A 20,905-nucleotide genomic window follows, 5' to 3' on the forward strand; every position below is an offset into this window, starting at 1 on the left:
TTAACAATTCATATATGTAATCTTCAATTTACCGGCTTGAAACCAATGCTGTTTGTTAAATAACTTTTACATTAATATTTGTTTGATATCAAATAACTATTGTGAACTTTTATTTTCTTTTTTGATAATTAATTGCTCAACACCAATGTTTTCTGTACCGGCTCCTGTTATTATAAAATTTGTCGCAATTCACAAAACAATTAGCCATAATATTTTCAATCCGATCCTAACGATTTTTCACCGAATAGGGCGAAGTCCGATAAAATACTGCTTCATATTGAATAATATCTCCATCCTCGGTGGTTTTCCATGGAACATCATTATGGGAGTATTCACTGATCTCGGAAGCATTCATATTTGACAAAGTATTTAAAACATCATCTATAACTTCTTTTTCGTGTGCTTTTAGCTGAGTCAGATCGGATTTTCTTAAAGGTAAATATTTAGTCTGCGGATATTTAAAATAATTGTCTTTTACCCTTACTAAATCTTTTCCCTCCATTTCTTCTATGACTTTTATAAATTCCTTAGGTGTCGGCCCATACTTGTTTTTTATATAAGTTGCTCCTATTAATTGTTCTTCATACTTTTCATAAAAATTGAAATCCATGAAATAAAGAAGCTTATAAAGAACCGTTTCTCCGACATTGGGTTTGGACCCGACTTTCTCAAGGATATAGATTAGCACTTCCTTGAATTTTTGCAAATTCCTTTGAGGAACACTGATTCTGATTTCCTGTTTTTTTGCTTGTTTCTTTGTGGATTTTTCAAATAAGATTTTTATATCTTTTGTTATATCCAACAGAACATCCGTTTGAATATTAAATGTTTCAGCAAGCATAACTATCTCTTCGGCACTGATTTTTCTGGCTCCGGATTCTATTTGTGAAACAGCCACTCTGCTTATTCCAAGTTTTTGTGCCAAAGAATCTTGGGACAATCCTGTTTTTCCTCTTATTTTTTTTATCTTCAAGCCTAAATCTTTATAAAAAGTATCCATGATTATAATCTCCTGCGATTTGAAAATATAAATACCATATGTATGATTATCTGTCAATCTGTTGTTTTATTATCTAACACTAATTTACGATATGGAATTACCAATATAGGTCAATAGAAGAACAAAGAAGATGTGATAATATTAAAATCAAATAATTATTGCTGAAGATTAATTATCTTTTTTGTTATTGGAAAATAATTTTCATACTGATAGACTGGTATAGGGAGTAACTTATGGAAACAGTTGGCGCATATGAAGCAAAAACACATCTGCCCAAATTGCTTGAGCGAGTGATGAGGGGCGAACGTATAACAATCACGAAACATGGTATTGCTGTTGCTGTGTTGCAACCTGTTAACCAAGCAATACCTACTGATGCCAGAGAAGTAATTGCCGATATCCGAAAATTTCGGGACAAACATAGCCTTGGCAATCTATCTATACGTGAAATGGTTGAAGACGGGCGAAAGTAAATGAGCGACCGGAAAGAATTATGGCGGACATACTGTCTTTGGCGAGGGCAAACAATCTTTCCAGCTATGATGCATCATATCTCGATCTTTCGATAAGAAAAGGCATTCCTTTAGCCACGTTAGATAAAAAGTTAATAGAAGCTGCAAAAAATTTAAATGTACCAATCTATACAGGTTAGGTGAGAAAGCTAAAAACGCAAGATTTCAACTGTGTCTATAGATATCGCCTCTGAAGCCAATAACCTCAATATAGACAATATGCTGTTCATCCTCCACAGAATAGATGATTCTCATATCGCCTACTCTTAATCGGTAACTGCCTTTTAATTCGCCAGATAATTTTTTGATGTTATATTTTTGGAATGGATTTTCAGAAAGCTTTGTAAAGGCAAGATTAAGCCGTTTAGCAGTAATTAAATCGGCTTTTTAATAAAACTTTGCAGCATTGCGGGAAAGTTCTATTTTATACATTCCGCTTAATATCTTCCCAATTTATGGTTTGCCCGGTACGAATATCTTCTTTTGCAGATCGATAGTCTTCCATAAATCGGGGATCGTTTAACAGCATTCTGGTTTCATCTTCATCGCTTTGTTGCAAATCCTCTAAAAAATCTAAAGCTATTTTTAGTTTTTGGGGCGGCAAAGATTTTATGGCTCCTTCTATTTTGTTTTTTATTTCTGAAAGTTCCATGATGACCTCTTTTTTAGCTATGTATTTAGCAGAGCTAATATCTATTTTGATTTTCCTGCTTAAGTAATAACATTTGAGCCACTTTCAAAACGTTTCAGTTTGGTCAAGCTCAAGGCGGGCGAAAATTTTAACCGCAGGAATACATGGCGTATTTCGAGGATTAAAATTTGAGTCCAACGCAGAGATCGGCCAAAATGGGGCGTTTTGAAACTGGCTCGTTTATATAACTATTATTAAAGCTTCAAATAATATCTAATTTTGTCATAGTTTAAATTTTGATACAATAAAATAATTATGGACTCGTTGAAAGTCGGAAAACATTTCATCCCGTCATGCTGGACACCGATCCGGCATCCAGTATTGCATCATCTTGTAAACTTTCTGGATTCCGGGTCAAGCCTGGAATGACGAAGACCCACAGAAAGCTGTTTTTTTAATTATAACACAGTCACGAAAGCTGAAATCCTGCAATTTTAAATACAGCGGCATTTAGCTTTTTCCGGGTTCGATATACATTTTATTTGATACTATCATAGTAGCGCGATGGGCCGCTCCATACATCCCAATTGCTTTCCTGGTAAATAGTTTTACAGCTGCTAACGCTTTCTCCCCTGCCCTCTTCCGTCTTCTCCTCAACATCTCTTGGATTAGCGCCTACTTCCGCCCAGAAAAGATTTGCCCCGGCTATTGCTCCCAGTGTGCAAGGCTCATGCGTACAATTACCCATAACAGATCGCGGCATTCCCAATCTTGTGACAGCGACTATTTGAGCCATACGCATTTCATTTATTACTCCGCGTTTTGCTATTTCGGTTCCAGGTATGGGAATTCGTCTGGCTGCGCCGCTAAATGAAGGATTGAAGGAAGCTGTGAATTCTATCATTTCGGCTAATTCCTCATTTGTGTGTTCCGGCCCTACGGGTTCGACGCATGTGCCCACCCCAAGACCAGCTTCTTCGAAGTTTTTTATACTCTTCTTTCTCTTGTCTACTGAAAGAGTAGTATCCTTGCCCTCGCGCAGACGGACAGCATGATACACGCCGGAAAAGCCCGCATCTTTTAACCGTACAGCATTCTTATAAGACTGGTCACCAACATTAGCGATCAATGTTGTTTCCGGTTTCAGGTTTTTTCTGACCTCTACAGACATTTCCAGGAAGCGTTCAAAAGAGTACTGGGCCGTTGACATCATGTACACAGCATTTGCGCCGTCAATCTCAAACTGACGGGTATATACCACAGCCTGCTCAGGCGAAAGCTCTGTTGCTTCAGTGAATATACCATTGATCTTTGCAAAAGAGCAGAATAGGCAGTCACAAGCACACGGTGCAAGATTGATTGCAAATTGAGCATGGACTTCAGCTTTGCCTCCCGACAGCTCTTTTGAAACACGATTCGCCTCAGCCATTGCCATATAAGTTTCAGAAGAATCCGGCGATAAGCTTAAAAGATAAACGAGTTCTTCTCTTGACAGAACTTCACCTGATTGTGTTTTTTTTATTAGTTCGTCGATATGCATTGTTTAAACTCTCTATTTTTATCTTCTATCCAAAAAAAGCCCTGGTTAAAGGAACTTCATTTATGGATTCTTTTCTTTTTTTGATATGTTCCTTAATAACAGAAAGGTCGGCTTCTATAGCGTTTTCAGGGCAAAGTCTGACACAGTTAAAGCAACCGAAACAGTCTTTTCCAAATACCGGATACGGAGCCATATCAATTGCATCTGAAGGACACTCTTCTACACATATACCGCATTGAGTGCATTTTTCTTCGTTTACTGTTCTTTTCGGAAGGATTTGCATGAGTGTTTCGGTTGTAGTTTTTTTAAGCTCAGCCCCAAGCATTTCGGGCTGGTAGTCGAGGTTCTGTAGCTGCAACTGTTGCAGATTACCTTCTGACAAGCCCTTGTGAACTTTTGCAACAAGTTTAGTAACAATTTTATCATCATCAATATCAGGATGGCCCTGACATACCGGGTTCCTGGATTGCCATAACATTGAGTGAACTGCTCCCACCTTTAAAGCCGCAGCAAGACTATAGCCTTTTTCAAGCAATTTTCTTCCCATTTCCCAGAGGGCAACTCCGCTGCAAACTCCTCCCCATGTAACAAACGGAACAGCAAAACAGTTCTTTGATTCACAAAGTTTATTGAGAAAAGTAATAACCGGCAAAACCGCATGCCCGCCATAAACCGGAGTTCCTACATACATGCATATCTCATCATTAGTTGCTTTATCCTGGGCTGCTTTAATCTGATCCAGTACAAAAAACCGGTCATCTTCTTTGCCTATGTCTCTTAAAAAAACATCTGCATCAAGCCCTTTCAATGTTTTTTCAATATGCTTTGCAACATGTTCGGTAGTTTTTGATGGTGAGCAATAGATTATAAAATATTTAATATTCATTTTCTCCCCTATGGTTTTCCAAGTCTTTTATTACTTATAACAAACTTGATAAAATCAGGCAGATTTCGCATAAATCTTTGCCAGCTGTCGGGTGAACGCCACAGCATACTTGTATATTCAAGTAATACTTTTGGCCGCATAAAGTGTTTTCTATAAAATTCTTTAAAAAGCTCTTCAAGCTTATCTTTTGTCATACCATTTGGTATAAAAAGAAAATTCATGCAGTCCATCAGTTCCCAATCTTCATTGAATTCTCCCAGTTCATGTATGTTTTCGTAAATCGGCGAACCCGGAAACGGAGTAAACTTTGCTATATTCAATTCATCTATCGGGTTTGAAAATACATATTCCATGCTTTTATTAACAGCTGCTTCCGTTTCACCGGGAAGTCCTATCATAAAAAGCCCTTTTGTACGAATTCCCGCTTTTTTTATCAGCCTTATCTTTTCCGACAGAAAAGATAAGTTAACATTTTGCCTGTGTTGAGATAAAAGTTCTTCATCGCCCGTTTCTATTCCAATGCTTATCATCCAGCATCCTGCCTCTTTTAACATCAATAAAAGATCGTAATCTATATGTTCCGCTCTTACAACGCAGTTAAAGGATAATTTAAGCGGCCGGTTAATCATCATTTTCGCAAAATCAATAACCCGTTCCCTTTTAAAGGTGAACTGATCATCGTAGAAAATTATATGCCTTACGCCAAATCTTTCATTAAGATAACTAACATGCTCATACATGTATTCAGCAGAATTAAACCGGAAAGAACGCCCAAAAACCGAACGGTCACAATAGCTGCATGCATAGGGACAACCACGGCTTGTTATACAACTTGAACTTGGAGCTTTAGGGTAATTAAATAAAGGTGCTCTGTAAGCTAAAGGAAAACCGTCAAGTTTTTCATATGCAGGAAAAGGTAGTAAATCAAGTTCCAGAGTATTTGTTCTACGGCCCGTATAGAGTATCTCGCCTGTTTTTTCACGGTATATAAGACCCATAACAGAAGAAATACCATCCCTGCCATTTTCTATAAGTTCTGCAAGCGTTTCCTCTCCTTCGCCAACAACAACATAATTTATGACAGGATAATCTTTAAGTACTCTTTCTTTAAGAGCGGATACATGCGCTCCCCCGAAAACAACCTGTATTTCCGGAAGTATTCTCTTCGCCATATTGGCTATCCTTACCCCATCAAGAAAAGTTGAGGTAGTACAGCTTAAGCCAATATAAGCCGGTTTTTCTATACTCACATAATCATGAATCAGACGGTCGGAATCGGGTACAGCATAGCAGTCAATAACAGATGTGGAAATATTACGTTTTTCAAGATAGGCAGATATTCCGGCAAGACCTATAGGCGGAATGATATTTGCTATTCTTGATATATCGTTACTCGCTGACTCTTTTTTGTAGCCTAAAGGATGAACAAGAAGAATTTTTTTTGAATTTAGAGATGTCAATATATATGCTCTTATACCATTATATACTCTATCTGAGACGTCTCAGATTTTTTTTCGCATATTTTTTCAGTTTTCTGTTAGGCGCATTATTTGAAACAGTTTCCAGAGTTGATCTGTATTTCGAATTTCCTGATGCCCCGAGCGCATTGCAAAGCCATGCCATAGAATTAACAAAATACCTGTCATTGGAAGAACTATTGTAGCCTCGCAACAGCTCCTCATTGACTATATCAAGAATCCTCTGATCGTTTCTGTAAAGTTTCGCAACAATCTTGGCCGCTGCTTCTTTATCTTTCAAATTAGAAGACTTAAGCATACTTTCGACATCGCCAGGGCTTTCGCCTTTCTTTGAAGATCTTCCTGATGAGAGAGCCCTTTCTAAAGCTCTATCCCTGGACGGTACTCTTTGTTCAAGCGGTTGAAGTTTTCCCATTATACTGCAGACAAGCTGCCCGTAGGAAATGGAACCGGGAGAATCTTCATTTACAATTATCCCTTCTGCGATTTTATCCCTTATTGATGTAATTTTTATTGTTCCTGTTTCTATCCGCTGGACATCGATTACCGCACCGGTTTTGGGATGCTTGATTACTTTACCTTCTTTATAAACTGAAAATTCCATATCATCTTTAACACCGGCCATACGCCCTAGGTCAATCGTAACTTTGGAACCGGATTTGTTTACAATATAACCCTCCAATGGAAAGTTTTTTATTATTTTTGCAGACATCAGAACAACCAGATCCTGAAGCTTGACAGCTGCTGAGCTTTTGACATTTTCGGCTGCAATAATAGAAGCAGTTTCCACATCGATTATTCTTGCGTTTATTTCAATTACGCCTTGCAGTTTCATTACAGAACCGCTAATTATAGTTTTAACCCCAAGAAACTTTCCTATCTGTGTTGCAGTGCTTGCATCAACAACGCCTGTCATAGATAGCTTTTGTTCTTCCAATAGTTTTTTTAATAATCCTCTTTCGATAACTTCAAAACGCCCGGCCTTAACAAGAGCTGTAATAAACCATTCCGCAACGATTAAGCCCATATCCTGAGTTTCAAAACCCTCACCCTGAAGCTGAAAGTCAAGAACAGCAATTTTAGTTTTCCTGAAATCAGCAGATTCTGCTAAAATAGGCGATTGAAACAGCAAAAAAAGAATCGATATAATCAATAAGGGGGAAATAAATCTTTTCATGAGATTAGTCCATATATCCTGCTTGGTTTTCAAATAATGCAAATAGAATATTGAATTCATATTCGATTTGCTATTAATATAATTGCGCACACAATTTTTGGATTATATAAAATAATACCACTTAAGTGTCAAGGAAGTTAACACCGGGTGTAATTAAAAGTGTTGAGAGGGTAGATCATTGGCCCTTAAAACATATCATTTTGAAAACAAAGCAAATAATTGGGTTAAGAAATAAAGTGATTTATCTTTACAAATCTCACTTTTTCCAAAAAACAGGAGTAAAAAGTATCAACACAGTATATAATTCCAACCTGCCTGCAAGCATTGCAAAACACAGCACCCACTTCACATAAGCCGGATAAAATCCAAAGTGTTCGGCTGGACCAATATTGCCGAAACCCGGCCCGATATTTCCGACTGTAGCCAGGGCGGTTGAAACGGAAGTAAGAACATCCTGATTTGATGAAGCTACAACTAATGTTATTATTAGCAGCGTTAATATATAAAGAAAAAAGAATCCTGAAATAGAATACATTATATCCTTTTTAATAGTCTTTCTGCTTATCTTTAAAAGAAATATAGCTCTTGGATGAAGAAGATATTTCATTTCATTATAGGCTTGTTTAAGAAGGGAATATATTCGAATTACCTTAATCCCGCCTCCTGTGGAACCCGAGCATCCACCTATAAACATTAAAAAGAATAATACTGCCTGAGCAAGGAATGGCCATTTTTCATAATCAACAGTCGCATATCCTGTTGTTGTAAGTATTGATGCTGCCTGGAAGCCCGCTTGCCGGATGGAATTTCCCAAAGACTCGTAATAGGTACCGTAAAGATTCATAGTTATAATAACAACCGCTATGATAAAAATAGATATATATACTCTAAATTCCGTATCCCGGAGCATACTCTTATATCTTCCGGTTATCATTCTATAGTGAAGAATAAAATTAGCGCCGGCAATAATCATAAATATTGTAATTACTCCGTCGATATAAGCGGAATTGTAATATCCTACACTTGTATTTTTGGGAGAAAAGCCTCCTGTTGCAAGAGTTCCGAATGTATGAGTAAGAGCATCAAAAAAATCCATACCTCCAAGCATTAAAAGAATAGTTTCTATTATCGTAAGGCCCAAATAGATATACCATAATATTTTTGCTGTCTCTTTAATTCTCGGCGAAATCTTATCAACGGAAGGCCCGGGCGCTTCAGCCTTTATCAATTGAAGCCCTCCGATTCCAAGGATAGGAAGTATTGCAACAGCCAAAACTACTATCCCCATACCTCCAAGCCAGTGTGTCAGGGATCTCCAGAAAAGCATTGATTTAGGAAGAGACTCAATACTCGTAAGAATAGAGGCACCTGTTGTGGTGAATCCGGACATGGTCTCAAAAAATGCATCCGCAAAAACCGGAATGCAATCAGTAAAATAAAACGGCAGGGCTCCCACAAAAGAAGCTGACAACCAGCTTAATGTTACAAGAAGAAAACCGTCTCTTGTAGAAAGGCTATCTTTTCTTTCCGGTTTTAGGAAAAAATATAATAGCGATGAAATTAAAAGAAGACTGCCGATTATAATAAGAAATACCTTGAATTCATAAATTTCTTTATAGTAAAATGCAACAGCCGCAGGAAATATAAGAAAGCAAGTTATAATCAATATTAATATTGATATTATTTTAAATACAAGTTTATAGTTCATGTTTTATCTGTTAAATATTTCTTCAAGCTCAGATACAGATTCCTTTGTTGTTATCGTTATGATATCATCGCCTTCCTGAATTAAGAATTTTCCACCCGGTATATAGCTTTCAAAACCTCTTGTTACAGCGAGTATTAAAGTATTATCCGGCAGCCTTATGTTTTCAATTGTTTTGCCTGTTATAGGACTATTCTTATTGACCGAAAACTCAATTACTTCCGCCTTTCCGGTCAGGATGCTGTAAATGCTTTTAATATTGCCTTTTCTTATAAATTTTAAGACAGCATCGACCGTACTTCTTTTAGGGCTCACAATAGAATCTATGCCAAGACTGGAAGCTATTGAAAGATAATTTCTTCTTGTGACAATTGCAATTGATCTTTTTATACCAAATGTCTTCGCATAGATTGCAGCAAGAATATTTAATTCCTGTTTGTTTGTTGTTGTCACAATCAAATCGTAGGAATACAACTGCTCTTCTTCAAAAATGTCCCTGTCCGAAATATCACTATGTATAATAGTAGCTTTGGGAAATTCATCCGCCAGAATTTTGCAATTCTCATAATCAGAATCTATGATTTTAATATTACGGTGTTGCTCCATAAGATATCTTGCAGTGTATCTACCAATTCTTCCACCTCCCACAATCACAATATTTTTGATAATCAAAGAAGACCTTCCAAACTCACTAAGAACATCTTCCAGTATATTCCGGGTTGCAACCAAATATATATTGTCGTTTTCCCTGATAATTGTGTTTCCCGATGGAATAATAACCTTGTCCTGGCGCACTATACATGAAATTAAAAAATCTTTTTTTAAGCTTTCCTTTATTTGTCTTAAAGATTTATCTTTAAAAAAAGAAGTGCTGGATATAACAACATTTCTCATCTGAACATTAGCATTGCTGAAAAGCATTAAATCGCTGGAAGCTCCATACATAACACTTGCTACTATCTCTCTTGCCGCCTCCAGTTCAGGATTAACAAAAAAGTCTATTCCAAGAAAAACTTTCTCAAAATTTCTGATACTGGAATAGTCGAGATTCCTAACCCTTGCAATCTTGTTAGGCACTTTAAACTCGCTTGCAACAAGGGCGCATGAAATCATATTTACTTCATCGGAATCAGTTACGCTAAGGAAGAAATCAGCCTTTTCAATACCGGCTTTTCTTAAAATCTTTGGATTATTTCCTTCACCTGTTATAACAATACAATCAAGATGAGTTGAGGCATGTTTAGCAACATCAGGGTTTTTCTCGATTATTACAACATCCTTATTATCTGCTATTAACTGTGCCGCTAATTGAGAACCAACACCGCCGGCACCTACGATTACAATTTTCATGATAATCTTCTTTTTAATAATAAAGAATTAATTTCTTTCTACAACTTAGCCAACTATTTTTGACAAATAAGTGGTTGGGAAAATTATTCCAATACTTATTCTCTGATATCCCAAGATATTCTACTACTTTTATGTTCCCGATATTGTTTCAGTTTGGTTAAGACTACCATCTTATATATCATGACCAAAGGAGCAAATCCAGTTCAAACTGTCCGGTATTGTATATTGAATATTTGTAACCGAAGTATTTTTTGCTTTCAAGCGCTATTAAAATATAAATAGTATTTTTTAAAAAACTATGCTTTGATAAAAAATATGATATTTTTAAAATGGTTTAAGTAACAATCCGCTAAGATATAATATTTTATATAATATGAAAATTCACCATTACAAAAGATCTTTATCCATTGTTATTTTTCTGCTTTGCTGCTCTGTAAGTCTTGTCTTATGGAAAGATGAAAATAATGATGAGCGCAAAATGATTTTGCGACAAACGCAAGCATCGGCAGAACAGGTTAAAATTCGTATTGAAGGCATGATGAATGCCAGAATGTCTTCACTCGATTTATTGGCCGAGAGGTGGGTGGACAGAACTCCTCCTGATTTCAGTAAACTGCGTTTTATTCAGTTTGCCAAAACCTTTTTCGGCCACTACCCCGGTTTTTTCGGTATTAACTGGATTGATCCTTATGGCACAGTTCAATGGACTTTCCCGCAGGAATACAATACGGATATAGTTAATAAAAATATCCATGACTTGGATACGGATATACGTAATACCTTCGAAACTGTCCGGCAAACCCTTAAATTCAAAACAACACCGTGTCATGAAATGCGTAAGGGTGAAATAACCTTTGATACATTCTGGCCGCTGATTTACAAAAACAAAATTAATGGGTACTTGAACGGAGCATTTCATGTTCAGGATATTATGGATATATGTATTGCAAAAAATATATCAAATAATTTCAGCATTATGATATATGAAGACGATCGGCTGATTTATATGAATCTTAAGGAACCTAAAACAAAACAGAAACTTTTGTATAAACAGTTTGTTATAATGGAAGGCATCCGTTTTCCCGGAAAAATATGGAAGATGCATTTTGAACCACGGAAGTCATTATTTAAATTTACAACTATTCCCAACCAATTATACCTGCTTTTCGGTCTAATAATTTCTGCTACCCTTTCGGTTGTTTTCTTTCTTCTTCTTCAGCGTATTGAAATGTACCGTAATGCAAGAAACAGCGCTTTTGAAGAAATTGAAAAACGAAAAATATCGGAAGCGGCACTTCAGAAAAATGAAATAGAACTTAAAAATACTATGGAAAAACTGGTTGCAAAAAATACCGAGATGGAGTCTTTTCTGTATTCGATATCACATGATCTTAAAACACCAATTGTAACAATTGATGGTTTTATCGGAGCATTGCGCGAAGATTTTGGAAATGATCTTCCGGAAAGCGCCGAAGGTTATTTTCAATATATAAGTGAAGCTACAAAAAAAATGGGGCTTCTTATAAATGATCTTATCGAATTATCCCGAATCGGCCGGGTAAATGAAAAAAAGATGCCGCTACAGTTTGGAGAAATCGTCGAATCTGCCATGAGTATGCTGAAGCCGCAAATTGAAGCCAAAGGAATTTCTATAAATATCGGTCAGAATCTTCCGGCTGTTTACGGTGAAAAGAAACGACTGATCCAGCTTGTTGAAAACCTGCTATCAAATGCGATTAAATATATAGGAAAAGATAATCCATCACCTGAAATTGAGATCGGACATAAAAAAGATGGGGAACAGGATGTTTTTTTCGTTAAAGATAATGGTATAGGTATTCAGCACAGATATCAAAAAATTATTTTTCAGGTATTCCAACGGCTGCCTGATGCAAAAAAAGCCGGAGAAGGTACCGGCATAGGACTTGCCATAGTTGCAAGGATAATTAAACATCATAATGGAGAGATCCGGGTGTCATCAGAACCAGGACAGGGAAGTACATTTTTCTTTACATTAAATAATAGAGAGGTTTAATAATATGATATTTGAACCATCAAGCATTCTTCTTGTAGAAGATGAAAAAGCTCACGCGGAATTAACCAAGCGCGCAATTCGCAAAGCCGGCAATGTTAATCGCATAATTGTTGCAGTTGATGGTGAAGAAGCTCTGGACTATCTTTATAACCGTGGCAAATACGCTGATAAAGTTAATAATCCCACAGTCGGTCTTATACTGCTTGATATCAAGCTTCCTGGTATAGATGGAATTGAGGTTTTAAAACAAATCAAGGAAGACCCTAAACTGAAAAAAATACCGGTAATCATGCTCACCACCTCAGGCCGGGAAGAAGATATTGGCAATTCATATGATCACTATGCAAACAGCTATCTTACAAAACCTGTGGGATTCAAGGAATTTGAAGAAAAAATTATGCAGTTAAATTCTTACTGGCTGCTTATTAATGAGCCGCCGGTATTTGAAGAATAGACACTTCACTTTCATAAGGATTTGATATTATAATGGATGATAAAGCAAAAACTCTGCAAGTTGCTATTATCGAAGATGAAGATGCACATTATTTTCTCATAGAACGTGCTATTAAAAATAAAATTCCTTTCTCCTCGATACATTCTTTCAAATCTGCCGGTGAATTTCTGGAAAAATTTATTGAAACCAGTTTTGATATCATCGTTACCGATTATCAGCTTCCGGACATGACCGGAATAGAGCTTTTGGAAATTCTAAACAATGAAGGAAATAAAATTCCCGTTATCATGGTTACAGGTCAGGGAAATGAGATGGTTGCCGTACGAGCCATGAAACTCGGGGTCTGGGATTATCTGGTAAAGTCTAATGATTTTTTTACACTCCTGCCTCTTGTTATCGAAAAGATTTCCCGTGAACGTAATCTTGAAATCTCTTTACGAAAAAGCGAAGAAAGGTTTAGAATTGTATTTGAAAATTCTCCCATAGGCATTGGGCTTTACGATTCCGGTGGATACCCGATCGAGACAAACAAAGCTCTGATGAATATATTTGGAATTTGTGATTCTGAAAATTTAAAAAAATCTAATCTCTTTGATGATGCTAATATCCCTGATTCAATAAAATCAAAATTATTTAATAGTGAAAGCGTCCAGGCCGAACTCTCTTACAATTTAGAATTAATAAAAAGCACGGGATTATACGATACAAATAAGTCGGGTAATATTGACATTGATATACTTATAAAAAAAATAGGCACCATAGATGACCTTCATTCATCAGGCTATTTGGTCCTTGTTCAAGACAATACCGAGCGTAAAAAAGCTAATGAAAACATTCACAGGCTTTCACAACAATTGCTTGCTGCTCAGGAAATGGAACGCCAGATGATTTCCCGCGATCTGCACGATAAAATCGCTCAGGATCTTTCAATGCTCAAAATCGGAAACGAAACCCTCCTTGACGACAATGGTCGGCCTGCTGTAGATATTAAAAAAAGAATTCTGGAACAAACTAATATTCTTCAGAGTATAATAACTGCGGTAAGGGATATGTCTTATGATTTACGGCCTCCGGGTCTTGATCAGTTCGGGATCGGATCAACAATATATCAATACTGCAAGGATTTTTCCAAAAAGACACAACTTGCTATAGATTATAGTGATGCAGGCATAGACAATATATACCTGGAACCGGATATCGAGATAAATCTTTACCGCCTGGTTCAGGAGGGACTTAACAATATCAGGAAACATGCCAATGCCGGACATGCAGTTATCAAGCTTGTTGCTTCTTATCCTAACATCATCCTTCGCATAGAAGACAACGGCATGGGATTTGATGTAAAAAAACGTCTGGCAGGATTAACAAAGGAAAAACGAATGGGACTTCGCAGCATGGAAGAAAGGGTCAGTCTGCTTGACGGCAAAATGAATGTAACTTCTCATCCGGGAAAAGGAACTAAGATTCTGATAGAAATTCCTTTAAAGGAAAAAAAATATGGCCTCAAAGAAAACAGTACTGATAGTTGATGATCACCCTCTTTTCCGTCAGGGAATCAAGGCGCTTCTTGATAAACAATCCGAATACGAAGTAGTGGATGAAGCAGGAACAGGCAAGGAAGCAATTCAAAAAGCAAAAAAACTCAAGCCCGAACTTGTAGTTATGGATATATCTCTGCCGGATCAAAACGGTATGGATGTCACCCGCGAAATACTAAGTTTTCTGCCTGAAACACGCGTACTTATTTTAAGCATGCATTCAAAAATCGATTATATCGCCGAATCGTTTCAGGCAGGCGCAACCGGATATGTGGTAAAAGAATCGGCTGCAAGCGGATTAATCAAAGGTCTTGATGCAATCTCAAAAGGCGAATATTTTTTAGACAGTTCTCTTTCCCAAGAAGTTGCTAACCGCTTAATGGAAACACCCACAAAAAAGACAAAAGTAAAAGACCTTGCTTATGGGGCACTGACTCCAAGGGAACAGGAAATATTGCGCCTGTTGGCTGAAGGAATGACTCCAAAAACTATAGCTGAAAAGCTTTTCATAAGCCCAAAAACCGTTGAAAATCACCGGGCCAGCATTATGAGCAAACTTGATCTTCACAGCACCATAGAACTGGTACGTTATGCAGCCAAACTTGGCCTTATTGATGTCGATCTCTGGAAAGGCTGATCATCTCCGTATATTCATATAAACAAATCCAATCATAGGAGCCACTTTCAAAACGTTTCAGTTTGGTCAAGCTCAAGGCGGGGGAAAATTTTAACCGCAGGAATACATGGAGTATTTCGAGGATTGAAATTTTCCCCCAACGCAGAGATCGGCCAAAATGGGACGTTTTGAAACTGGCTCATAGGCAATTTACCTAATAAATTAAACCTTTCACCCTATTTACAATAGCCGTTTTTTAAATTATCTTTTTAAAAATATATGGGTATTCGTATGCTCTTTGTAGGTTATAGTGTGCTACATAACCAACTATAATGGATAAGAAAAATACAGAAAGCATTTTACGCAAAAAAACAAACGCCAATTTCAACTGCTAAGAGGTGCAGCATGATACATACTTATAGTGAAAAACCCGTCCGTATCAAATCTAAAATGTATTTGGATAACACTGTTTACAAAAAGGAAACTCTGCTTTTGGTAGATGATGAGAAAGCCATACTTGAACTTTGCAGGGAATTTTTGGAACAACAAAAATACACAGTATTAACTGCCGATGCTCCTGAAGCCGCGATTCGTATTGCTAAGGACTATAGTGAGAAGATTCATATGCTGATAAGTGATATTATAATGCCCGTTATAAACGGCCTGGAGCTTGCCAAAATGCTCAGTATCATAAGGCCTGATATGAAATGCATTTTTATATCAGGCTACATGCCTGAAACAATCTTTAATCCGGAAATGCTTAAAAGAAATATAAATTTTATACAAAAGCCTCTTAGATTGAAAGTTTTTGCCGAAACAATACGCAATACGCTGGATAGCTAATAAATATACGGAAAGAAACGTTTACGGTTTACTGTCAACCGTAAACTGTTAACTGATAACCGTCAAAGCGGTATTTTTACAGATATTTTAGTTCCGAATCCCGGCCTGGAAAGTATTTTCATCTGGCCTCCTGCGGCCCTCACCCGTTCCATCATAACCCGTAGTCCCATCCCCAAGGCGCCTTTCGACAATTCCTTAACCGCTTCAAAACCTGTCCCGTTATCAGTAATATCAAGCTTTATTTTCGAACCTGCACAAATCAATTCAACAACAGCTTTTTCCGCAAGCGCATGCCTATGGACATTTCGAAGCCCCTCCTGAACAATACGATAAAGGTTGATCTGTACATTGTCATCAAGTTGCAATCCATCAATATCTGAAGAAGAAAATTCAACTGATAAACCGGTTTTTTTCGAATATATTGCACAATGTTCACGAATTGCCTGAATCAGCCCAAACTTATTTAAACCGGGAGGCCTCAAGTCATATGACATATCGCGCACGTTACCGATACACTGCCGGAGTAAACCGGACAACTTTTCAATTTCATGCCGTACACCGGTAGAAAGCCCTTTCTTTTCGGTCAGGAGACCGTCACAAGTTATTTTTACAGCAGCAAGATCCTGAGCCACATGGTCGTGCAAATGCCAGGATATAACCTTACGTTCAGTCTCCTGCGCCTGCAATAATTGGCCGCTTAATTGGAGCACCAGATCTTTCGCCTTTTTCTGCTCTGTTATGTTTTTAGCGCAACCCCTATATCCCGAAAGATTTCCCTGATTGTCAAAAAGAGGCAGGCCGTTTGTGATCAAAAATACTTCTTCTCTCCCCTTGGTCACCCACCATGCACCAAAATCAACAACGGGTTTTCTTTGATTTTCCAGTTTTTTGACAGCATCGGTTAATGCTGCTACATCCTCTTTTCTGATAAATTCTACCAATGATTTTCCGATAAGCTCCTCAGGAATATAACCCATTACCTCAAATACCTTTCCTGTGGCAAACCGAAACCTGAATTCTCTATCCAGCTCCCAGATCCAATCCGTTGTGCTTTGAGAAATATCCCGAAAAAGCCTCTCTTTTTCCCAGACTTCGTTTAACAGGTGTTTTTCCAGTGTAATGTTAATCCAACTTGACAGATAGTAGAGAGGCCTGCCTGATTGCTTGACGGGTAAACAATATATATGCACAACAAAGTCCTCTCCTTTTTTACTTCTGAAAACCTGCTCAAGTTCGCGAGCCCCCATTGAGATTGCTTCCTGAAAAGAACACAACATCTCCTCAAGCGCTTCTTCTCTCCACCATGGATAGGGCGGCTTCCTCCCAACAATCTCCATACCTGAAAAGCCGGTTTGTTTCTCCATGGCCGGGTTTACATATCTGATCGAAGTATCAGGATTTATGACCTGAATTGGAATCGGACTGTTTTCCACCAGACTTTTGCTGAACCTTTCGTTTTCTTTCAACGTTTTTTCAGTTTTCTTGCGTCTGGCAATCTCAGCTTTAAGGGCCTGATTAGTGCTTTTCAACTGCCTGGTTCGTTCCTCAATTTTGGATTCCAGCTCACCGCGGACCTTTTCATATACTAGTTGTATATCTTTAAGAGCACTTAAATCCGTCACCACAACCCGCAGTTCGCAAACCATCTTATGATTATCCAGCACCGGAACCATATGTATATGGGCAAAAAGCCCGTGCCCATTATTTTTTAAACGCAGTTCGCAGGACTGCTCCTGCCCGGTATTTACAACTTTTTTTAAGTACAGATAGTAATTATCCTGAGATTCCGGAAGAACAAATTGTGAAAAATGAACTCCGATCAACATGCTTCTTGTAACCCCCAAAAGTTCTGCAATTGTCAAATTGGCCTGAATAATCCGATTTTGGCCATCCAGCGTGAAATAGCCTACAGGCGCCAGATCGTAAAGTTCGAAATATCTGTCTAATGAGACATTCAGTTCTACCTGCGTTTTCAGGAGTTCCTCGTTTTGCATCTCAAGCTCAATCTGATGCACCTCAAGTTCGTGAATAAGCACATTCACATCTTTATCATACAATTCTTTATCACTTTTACTTCTCTGGGTGTAAACAGCTTCCGCCCTGCTTCTAAGGCTCGAAGTACATAATTCAAAGTCGCTGTTCTTCATGGAAGTTTTCTTTTCAGGTTGGCCAGTTATCATAATGTATCCGGATTTGAATCTGAGTTATATATAGATAAAGCGATATAAAGCCATATCGGAGTAAGCAATTTATTCAACGCTTCATCCTAGTAAAATAATACATCAATCGGCCTGCATGTCAATTTTTTAAACCTCTTTTTAAACCTCTGGCTGATTAACAATAAAAGGCATGAGATTATCCGTCCCTGACCTGCTTTTAATTCATTAAAATGGGAAATTCTCCTAAGCAAAATGAACCTTTCCCCTTATTTACAAAGTCGATAATTTTAGTAAATTGCAGTCCAGAAAACAATCGGCACCATTAGAGATCATTCATATCAAAAATAACAAATTAAAAAATGGAGGTCCACAATGGAACTAATGAAATGGAATCCCTGGAGAGAAATAGAAGACATGTTTGATCGTTATACAAAAGCATTGGGCCAACCCCGCAGCGGAGGCCATGAGTTAATTACCGCAGGTGACTGGGCTCCGAGTGTAGATATTTCTGAAACCGATACCGAGTTTGTAATCAAAGCCTAAACTTATTGAGGTCAAAGTTGAGTAAAGGAGAAGATATATGATAGCCACTAACAATATAATAAATTCTAATAAAAGTCTTTCCGTATTTTACACAGAATCAGGATATAAACCGCTTCCCTGTATCAAAGACCGGGATGGAATACATCCTTATTATGGTTTCCATAAGACAATTCTGCCTATGGATAAAGTAATTATGGTTGGATTCGGATTAGCATTATTAACCAAAAACAACGAATGTTTATATATGTATGATGAAATGTCAGCACCCGCTTATGCCAATTACATGTCTGTAGTCCAGGCAGAAGAACTGGCTGCGGCAGATCCTAATCATGACTGGCGGATACACCTTATTGCTCCATTAAGCGAGCTGCACTACCAGCGGCAGGGCAAGCAAAATTGGATACTGTATGAAAAGGGAGAAGGGTTTGCATGAAAGAGGCTCATAAACTCGCTTGCAACAAGGGCGCATGAAATCATATTTACTTCAATTGAACCTTTCGCCCTATTTACAATAGCCGTTTTTTTAATTATCTTTTAAAAAATATAAGTATCTGTATGCTATTTGTAGGTGATTCTGTGCTAATATATTTGATAAATAGATTAGCCCGCATGGTTTTATTTTGTTTATTCATGACCTTACTAAAGAGCCACTTTCAACCGCAAAAAGGTACAGCATGATAAATATTAATAACGAAAACCCCATCTATATCAAATCCAAAATGCTTTTGGATAACATTGTTTGTGAAAAAGAGACACTGCTTTTGACGGATGATGAAAAAGCTATGCTTGAACTTTGCAAGGAATTTTTGGAACAACAAAAATATACCGTATTAGCTGCCGCTGACCCTGATGCTGCTATTCATATTGCTAAAAGCTATAGAGGCAAGATTCATATGCTGATAACAGATATTATGATGCCTGTTATGAATGGCCTGAAACTTGCGAAAACACTAACTAACATAAGACCTGATATGCAATGCATTTATATATCAGGTTGCCTGCCTGAAACAATCTTTAGTCCGGAAATGTTGAAAGAAAATATTAATTTTATACAAAAACCTTTTAGATTAAAAGATTTTGCTGAAAAAATACGCAACGCACTCGATCGTCATATTCCTGATACTTGAATTTATTAACTACTCAAATTGAAATAGAATTATTACAGTATCTGAAGGTAATGTTTCCTCTAACATAGAGAAGGTTTTTTATATTCCCGGAATTTTCAAAATCTGGGGCCTCCCGCTAAAACCGGGAGTTTTCCTCTAATTAAATTAATGTAGAGCATAACCTCGAAAAGAGTCGATGACAGAGTCATGTAGCCAAACGGCAGCATTACTTTCAGTTTATTATTAAACCTATTACTTTTCCATGATTATTGAAACTATTAAATCCTTAAAATGGGGAATTCCCCTAAGCAAAATGAATCCTTCACCCTATTTACAAAGTCAGTAATTTTAGTCAAAGTAAAAATCAAAAGTTAATAAAAATACAGGCTATTTGATAGGTTAATCGGTTTACTTCTAAACAATAATTCAAAACGGAAAGGACTATAAAATGCCTAGCAAGTTGAAGATCTTAAACGTAAAAAAGCTCGAGTGTGATATCGGCTATGTTAAAAAAAGTCCGTGCAGGGATTGCAAATTAAACCATAAGCTTCCTGATTGTACAAATAAATGTCAAATAATTAACCATTTACAGACAACATTAATTGATGTGGTATCATGCTCCAACAATTATTCAGAGCTTGAAACATTTTCTCTGTCATTTTAACGTTCGTAATATGAGCATTGAAAAATAATAATAACATGGAATTAACCTTAATAATATTAATCAGTTTTCAAATAAGGCATATAGCGTCTGTCATAATATCTATCCCGACAGCGGTAAATAGATTGTTCAGGATACTCCCCTATCCCCCACATACCCTGAACATATTTTTGACAGACGCTATATTGCTATTAAAAAAAGGTTAAATAAATGGCCACAAATTTTAAAATTATTACCCGGTTAAAGAAATCTAATCTTCACATTGATCTGATAGGCGAATTTAATGGTTTTTCAGCAATACAGCTGATTGAAGTATTGAAAGATAATTGCAACAAAGTTCAAAATATATTCATAAACACAAGCAACCTTTTTTTAATACATCCTTTGGCATTAGATGTTTTGCATAAAGAATGTTTATTTACCGATTCTTTTCAAGACTTAAGATTTATCGGGAAATATGGAAACCTGATGGAACCTCAGGAAAGCGAGGCATTCTGGTATTAGTATTTTGATACTAAACAACAACTTCGAAAGGAGCTCGTAGATTGCTTCGCAAATTAACCAAAGGGATAAACTGAAGCGTGGAAGGGAGAGATATGATACACCAAGAGAAAGCGATGTGTTCTGAAAAGAAGACCGGTTTTCCATTGGTGTTTAATACCCGCAAAGGA

The 20,905-nt window shown here is 37.2% G+C and carries 20 protein-coding genes and 1 pseudogene; 11 read left to right on the forward strand and 10 right to left on the reverse strand.

Annotated elements, in window-relative coordinates; genetic code table 11:
• Positions 1-226: 226 nt before the first annotated feature.
• Entirely contained in the window at positions 227-1,000 is a 774-nt protein-coding gene (locus KKC46_04640) for a DUF4065 domain-containing protein (protein ID MBU1053104.1), read from the reverse strand.
• 233 nt (positions 1,001-1,233) lie between these two features.
• On the opposite strand from KKC46_04640, the gene KKC46_04645 reads away from it, so the two are divergent.
• Positions 1,234-1,473 (forward strand): type II toxin-antitoxin system prevent-host-death family antitoxin, encoded by a 240-nt coding sequence (locus tag KKC46_04645; protein MBU1053105.1) that lies wholly within the window; start codon positions 1,234-1,236, stop codon positions 1,471-1,473.
• Positions 1,474-1,493: 20 nt separating this feature from the next.
• Positions 1,494-1,652 carry a type II toxin-antitoxin system VapC family toxin gene (locus KKC46_04650; GenBank protein ID MBU1053106.1) on the forward strand — a complete coding sequence of 53 codons (159 nt, stop codon included), beginning with the start codon at positions 1,494-1,496 and terminating at the stop codon, positions 1,650-1,652.
• A 25-nt stretch (positions 1,653-1,677) separates the two neighbouring features.
• On the opposite strand, the pseudogene KKC46_04655 reads toward KKC46_04650, so the two are convergent.
• From KKC46_04655 to trkA, 8 genes and pseudogenes are all read right to left on the reverse strand, one after another.
• A pseudogene (locus KKC46_04655) lies at positions 1,678-1,944 on the reverse strand (type II toxin-antitoxin system RelE/ParE family toxin).
• On the reverse strand, positions 1,937-2,164 hold the full coding sequence (locus KKC46_04660) for a hypothetical protein (GenBank protein MBU1053107.1): 228 nt from the start codon (positions 2,162-2,164) through the stop codon (positions 1,937-1,939). The pseudogene KKC46_04655 and the gene KKC46_04660 overlap by 8 nt, the downstream one beginning before the upstream one ends.
• A gap of 517 nt (positions 2,165-2,681) precedes the next feature.
• Entirely contained in the window at positions 2,682-3,683 is a 1,002-nt protein-coding gene (locus tag KKC46_04665) for a radical SAM protein (GenBank protein ID MBU1053108.1), read from the reverse strand.
• A 25-nt stretch (positions 3,684-3,708) separates the two neighbouring features.
• The gene (locus KKC46_04670) at positions 3,709-4,569 is read right to left on the reverse strand and encodes an EFR1 family ferrodoxin (GenBank protein ID MBU1053109.1); all 861 of its coding nucleotides are present in this window, start codon (positions 4,567-4,569) and stop codon (positions 3,709-3,711) included.
• A gap of 8 nt (positions 4,570-4,577) precedes the next feature.
• Complete coding sequence (locus tag KKC46_04675) at positions 4,578-6,032, reverse strand: B12-binding domain-containing radical SAM protein (protein MBU1053110.1); 1,455 nt, start codon at positions 6,030-6,032, stop codon at positions 4,578-4,580.
• A gap of 25 nt (positions 6,033-6,057) precedes the next feature.
• Entirely contained in the window at positions 6,058-7,224 is a 1,167-nt protein-coding gene (locus KKC46_04680) for a hypothetical protein (GenBank protein MBU1053111.1), read from the reverse strand.
• 256 nt (positions 7,225-7,480) lie between these two features.
• Complete coding sequence (locus KKC46_04685) at positions 7,481-8,932, reverse strand: TrkH family potassium uptake protein (protein MBU1053112.1); 1,452 nt, start codon at positions 8,930-8,932, stop codon at positions 7,481-7,483.
• A 3-nt stretch (positions 8,933-8,935) separates the two neighbouring features.
• Positions 8,936-10,279, reverse strand: a complete 1,344-nt coding sequence (gene trkA, locus KKC46_04690) for a Trk system potassium transporter TrkA (protein MBU1053113.1) — start codon at positions 10,277-10,279, stop codon at positions 8,936-8,938.
• A 478-nt stretch (positions 10,280-10,757) separates the two neighbouring features.
• Here trkA and KKC46_04695 point away from each other — a divergent pair, with 478 nt between their 5' ends.
• From KKC46_04695 to KKC46_04715, 5 genes are all read left to right on the forward strand, one after another.
• On the forward strand, positions 10,758-12,314 hold the full coding sequence (locus KKC46_04695) for a sensor histidine kinase (GenBank protein ID MBU1053114.1): 1,557 nt from the start codon (positions 10,758-10,760) through the stop codon (positions 12,312-12,314).
• A gap of 4 nt (positions 12,315-12,318) precedes the next feature.
• Positions 12,319-12,768, forward strand: a complete 450-nt coding sequence (locus KKC46_04700; GenBank protein MBU1053115.1) for a response regulator — start codon at positions 12,319-12,321, stop codon at positions 12,766-12,768.
• Positions 12,769-12,800: 32 nt separating this feature from the next.
• A complete protein-coding gene (locus KKC46_04705) occupies positions 12,801-14,297 on the forward strand; it encodes a response regulator (GenBank protein ID MBU1053116.1) in 1,497 nt (498 codons plus the stop codon).
• Entirely contained in the window at positions 14,266-14,943 is a 678-nt protein-coding gene (locus tag KKC46_04710; protein ID MBU1053117.1) for a response regulator transcription factor, read from the forward strand. The genes KKC46_04705 and KKC46_04710 overlap by 32 nt, the downstream gene beginning before the upstream one ends.
• Positions 14,944-15,327: 384 nt before the next feature.
• The gene (locus tag KKC46_04715; GenBank protein MBU1053118.1) at positions 15,328-15,765 is read left to right on the forward strand and encodes a response regulator; all 438 of its coding nucleotides are present in this window, start codon (positions 15,328-15,330) and stop codon (positions 15,763-15,765) included.
• 62 nt (positions 15,766-15,827) lie between these two features.
• Here the strand turns inward: KKC46_04715 and KKC46_04720 are convergent, their stop codons facing one another.
• Complete coding sequence (locus KKC46_04720) at positions 15,828-17,945, reverse strand: PAS domain S-box protein (GenBank protein ID MBU1053119.1); 2,118 nt, start codon at positions 17,943-17,945, stop codon at positions 15,828-15,830.
• Positions 17,946-18,296: 351 nt separating this feature from the next.
• Between KKC46_04720 and KKC46_04725 the strand changes: the two genes are divergently transcribed.
• The 4 genes from KKC46_04725 (at position 18,297) to KKC46_04740 (ending at position 20,738) form a co-directional block, all read left to right on the forward strand.
• Positions 18,297-18,467 carry a hypothetical protein gene (locus KKC46_04725; protein MBU1053120.1) on the forward strand — a complete coding sequence of 57 codons (171 nt, stop codon included), beginning with the start codon at positions 18,297-18,299 and terminating at the stop codon, positions 18,465-18,467.
• 37 nt (positions 18,468-18,504) lie between these two features.
• Positions 18,505-18,900 (forward strand): hypothetical protein, encoded by a 396-nt coding sequence (locus KKC46_04730; GenBank protein MBU1053121.1) that lies wholly within the window; start codon positions 18,505-18,507, stop codon positions 18,898-18,900.
• Positions 18,901-19,141: 241 nt separating this feature from the next.
• Positions 19,142-19,594 carry a response regulator gene (locus KKC46_04735; GenBank protein MBU1053122.1) on the forward strand — a complete coding sequence of 151 codons (453 nt, stop codon included), beginning with the start codon at positions 19,142-19,144 and terminating at the stop codon, positions 19,592-19,594.
• A gap of 850 nt (positions 19,595-20,444) precedes the next feature.
• Entirely contained in the window at positions 20,445-20,738 is a 294-nt protein-coding gene (locus KKC46_04740) for a hypothetical protein (GenBank protein MBU1053123.1), read from the forward strand.
• Positions 20,739-20,905 lie beyond the last annotated feature (167 nt).

Source organism: Pseudomonadota bacterium (genome assembly GCA_018817425.1).
GTDB lineage: Bacteria > Desulfobacterota > Desulfobacteria > Desulfobacterales > RPRI01 > RPRI01.

Excerpts from the sequence above, each read along its gene's own strand:
- KKC46_04740 (MBU1053123.1), top strand. The coding sequence starts at position 20,445 with ATGGCCACAAATTTTAAAATTATTACCCGGTTAAAGAAATCTAATCTT.
- KKC46_04730 (MBU1053121.1), top strand. The coding sequence starts at position 18,505 with ATGATAGCCACTAACAATATAATAAATTCTAATAAAAGTCTTTCCGTA.
- KKC46_04660 (MBU1053107.1), bottom strand. The coding sequence starts at position 2,164 with ATGGAACTTTCAGAAATAAAAAACAAAATAGAAGGAGCCATAAAATCT.
- trkA (MBU1053113.1), bottom strand. The coding sequence starts at position 10,279 with ATGAAAATTGTAATCGTAGGTGCCGGCGGTGTTGGTTCTCAATTAGCG.
- KKC46_04670 (MBU1053109.1), bottom strand. The coding sequence starts at position 4,569 with ATGAATATTAAATATTTTATAATCTATTGCTCACCATCAAAAACTACC.
- KKC46_04645 (MBU1053105.1), top strand. The coding sequence starts at position 1,234 with ATGGAAACAGTTGGCGCATATGAAGCAAAAACACATCTGCCCAAATTG.
- KKC46_04735 (MBU1053122.1), top strand. The coding sequence starts at position 19,142 with ATGATAAATATTAATAACGAAAACCCCATCTATATCAAATCCAAAATG.
- KKC46_04720 (MBU1053119.1), bottom strand. The coding sequence starts at position 17,945 with ATGATAACTGGCCAACCTGAAAAGAAAACTTCCATGAAGAACAGCGAC.
- KKC46_04685 (MBU1053112.1), bottom strand. The coding sequence starts at position 8,932 with ATGAACTATAAACTTGTATTTAAAATAATATCAATATTAATATTGATT.
- KKC46_04705 (MBU1053116.1), top strand. The coding sequence starts at position 12,801 with ATGGATGATAAAGCAAAAACTCTGCAAGTTGCTATTATCGAAGATGAA.
- KKC46_04680 (MBU1053111.1), bottom strand. The coding sequence starts at position 7,224 with ATGAAAAGATTTATTTCCCCCTTATTGATTATATCGATTCTTTTTTTG.
- KKC46_04695 (MBU1053114.1), top strand. The coding sequence starts at position 10,758 with ATGATTTTGCGACAAACGCAAGCATCGGCAGAACAGGTTAAAATTCGT.
- KKC46_04725 (MBU1053120.1), top strand. The coding sequence starts at position 18,297 with ATGGAACTAATGAAATGGAATCCCTGGAGAGAAATAGAAGACATGTTT.
- KKC46_04700 (MBU1053115.1), top strand. The coding sequence starts at position 12,319 with ATGATATTTGAACCATCAAGCATTCTTCTTGTAGAAGATGAAAAAGCT.
- KKC46_04665 (MBU1053108.1), bottom strand. The coding sequence starts at position 3,683 with ATGCATATCGACGAACTAATAAAAAAAACACAATCAGGTGAAGTTCTG.
- KKC46_04715 (MBU1053118.1), top strand. The coding sequence starts at position 15,328 with ATGATACATACTTATAGTGAAAAACCCGTCCGTATCAAATCTAAAATG.
- KKC46_04640 (MBU1053104.1), bottom strand. The coding sequence starts at position 1,000 with ATGGATACTTTTTATAAAGATTTAGGCTTGAAGATAAAAAAAATAAGA.
- KKC46_04710 (MBU1053117.1), top strand. The coding sequence starts at position 14,266 with ATGGCCTCAAAGAAAACAGTACTGATAGTTGATGATCACCCTCTTTTC.
- KKC46_04650 (MBU1053106.1), top strand. The coding sequence starts at position 1,494 with ATGGCGGACATACTGTCTTTGGCGAGGGCAAACAATCTTTCCAGCTAT.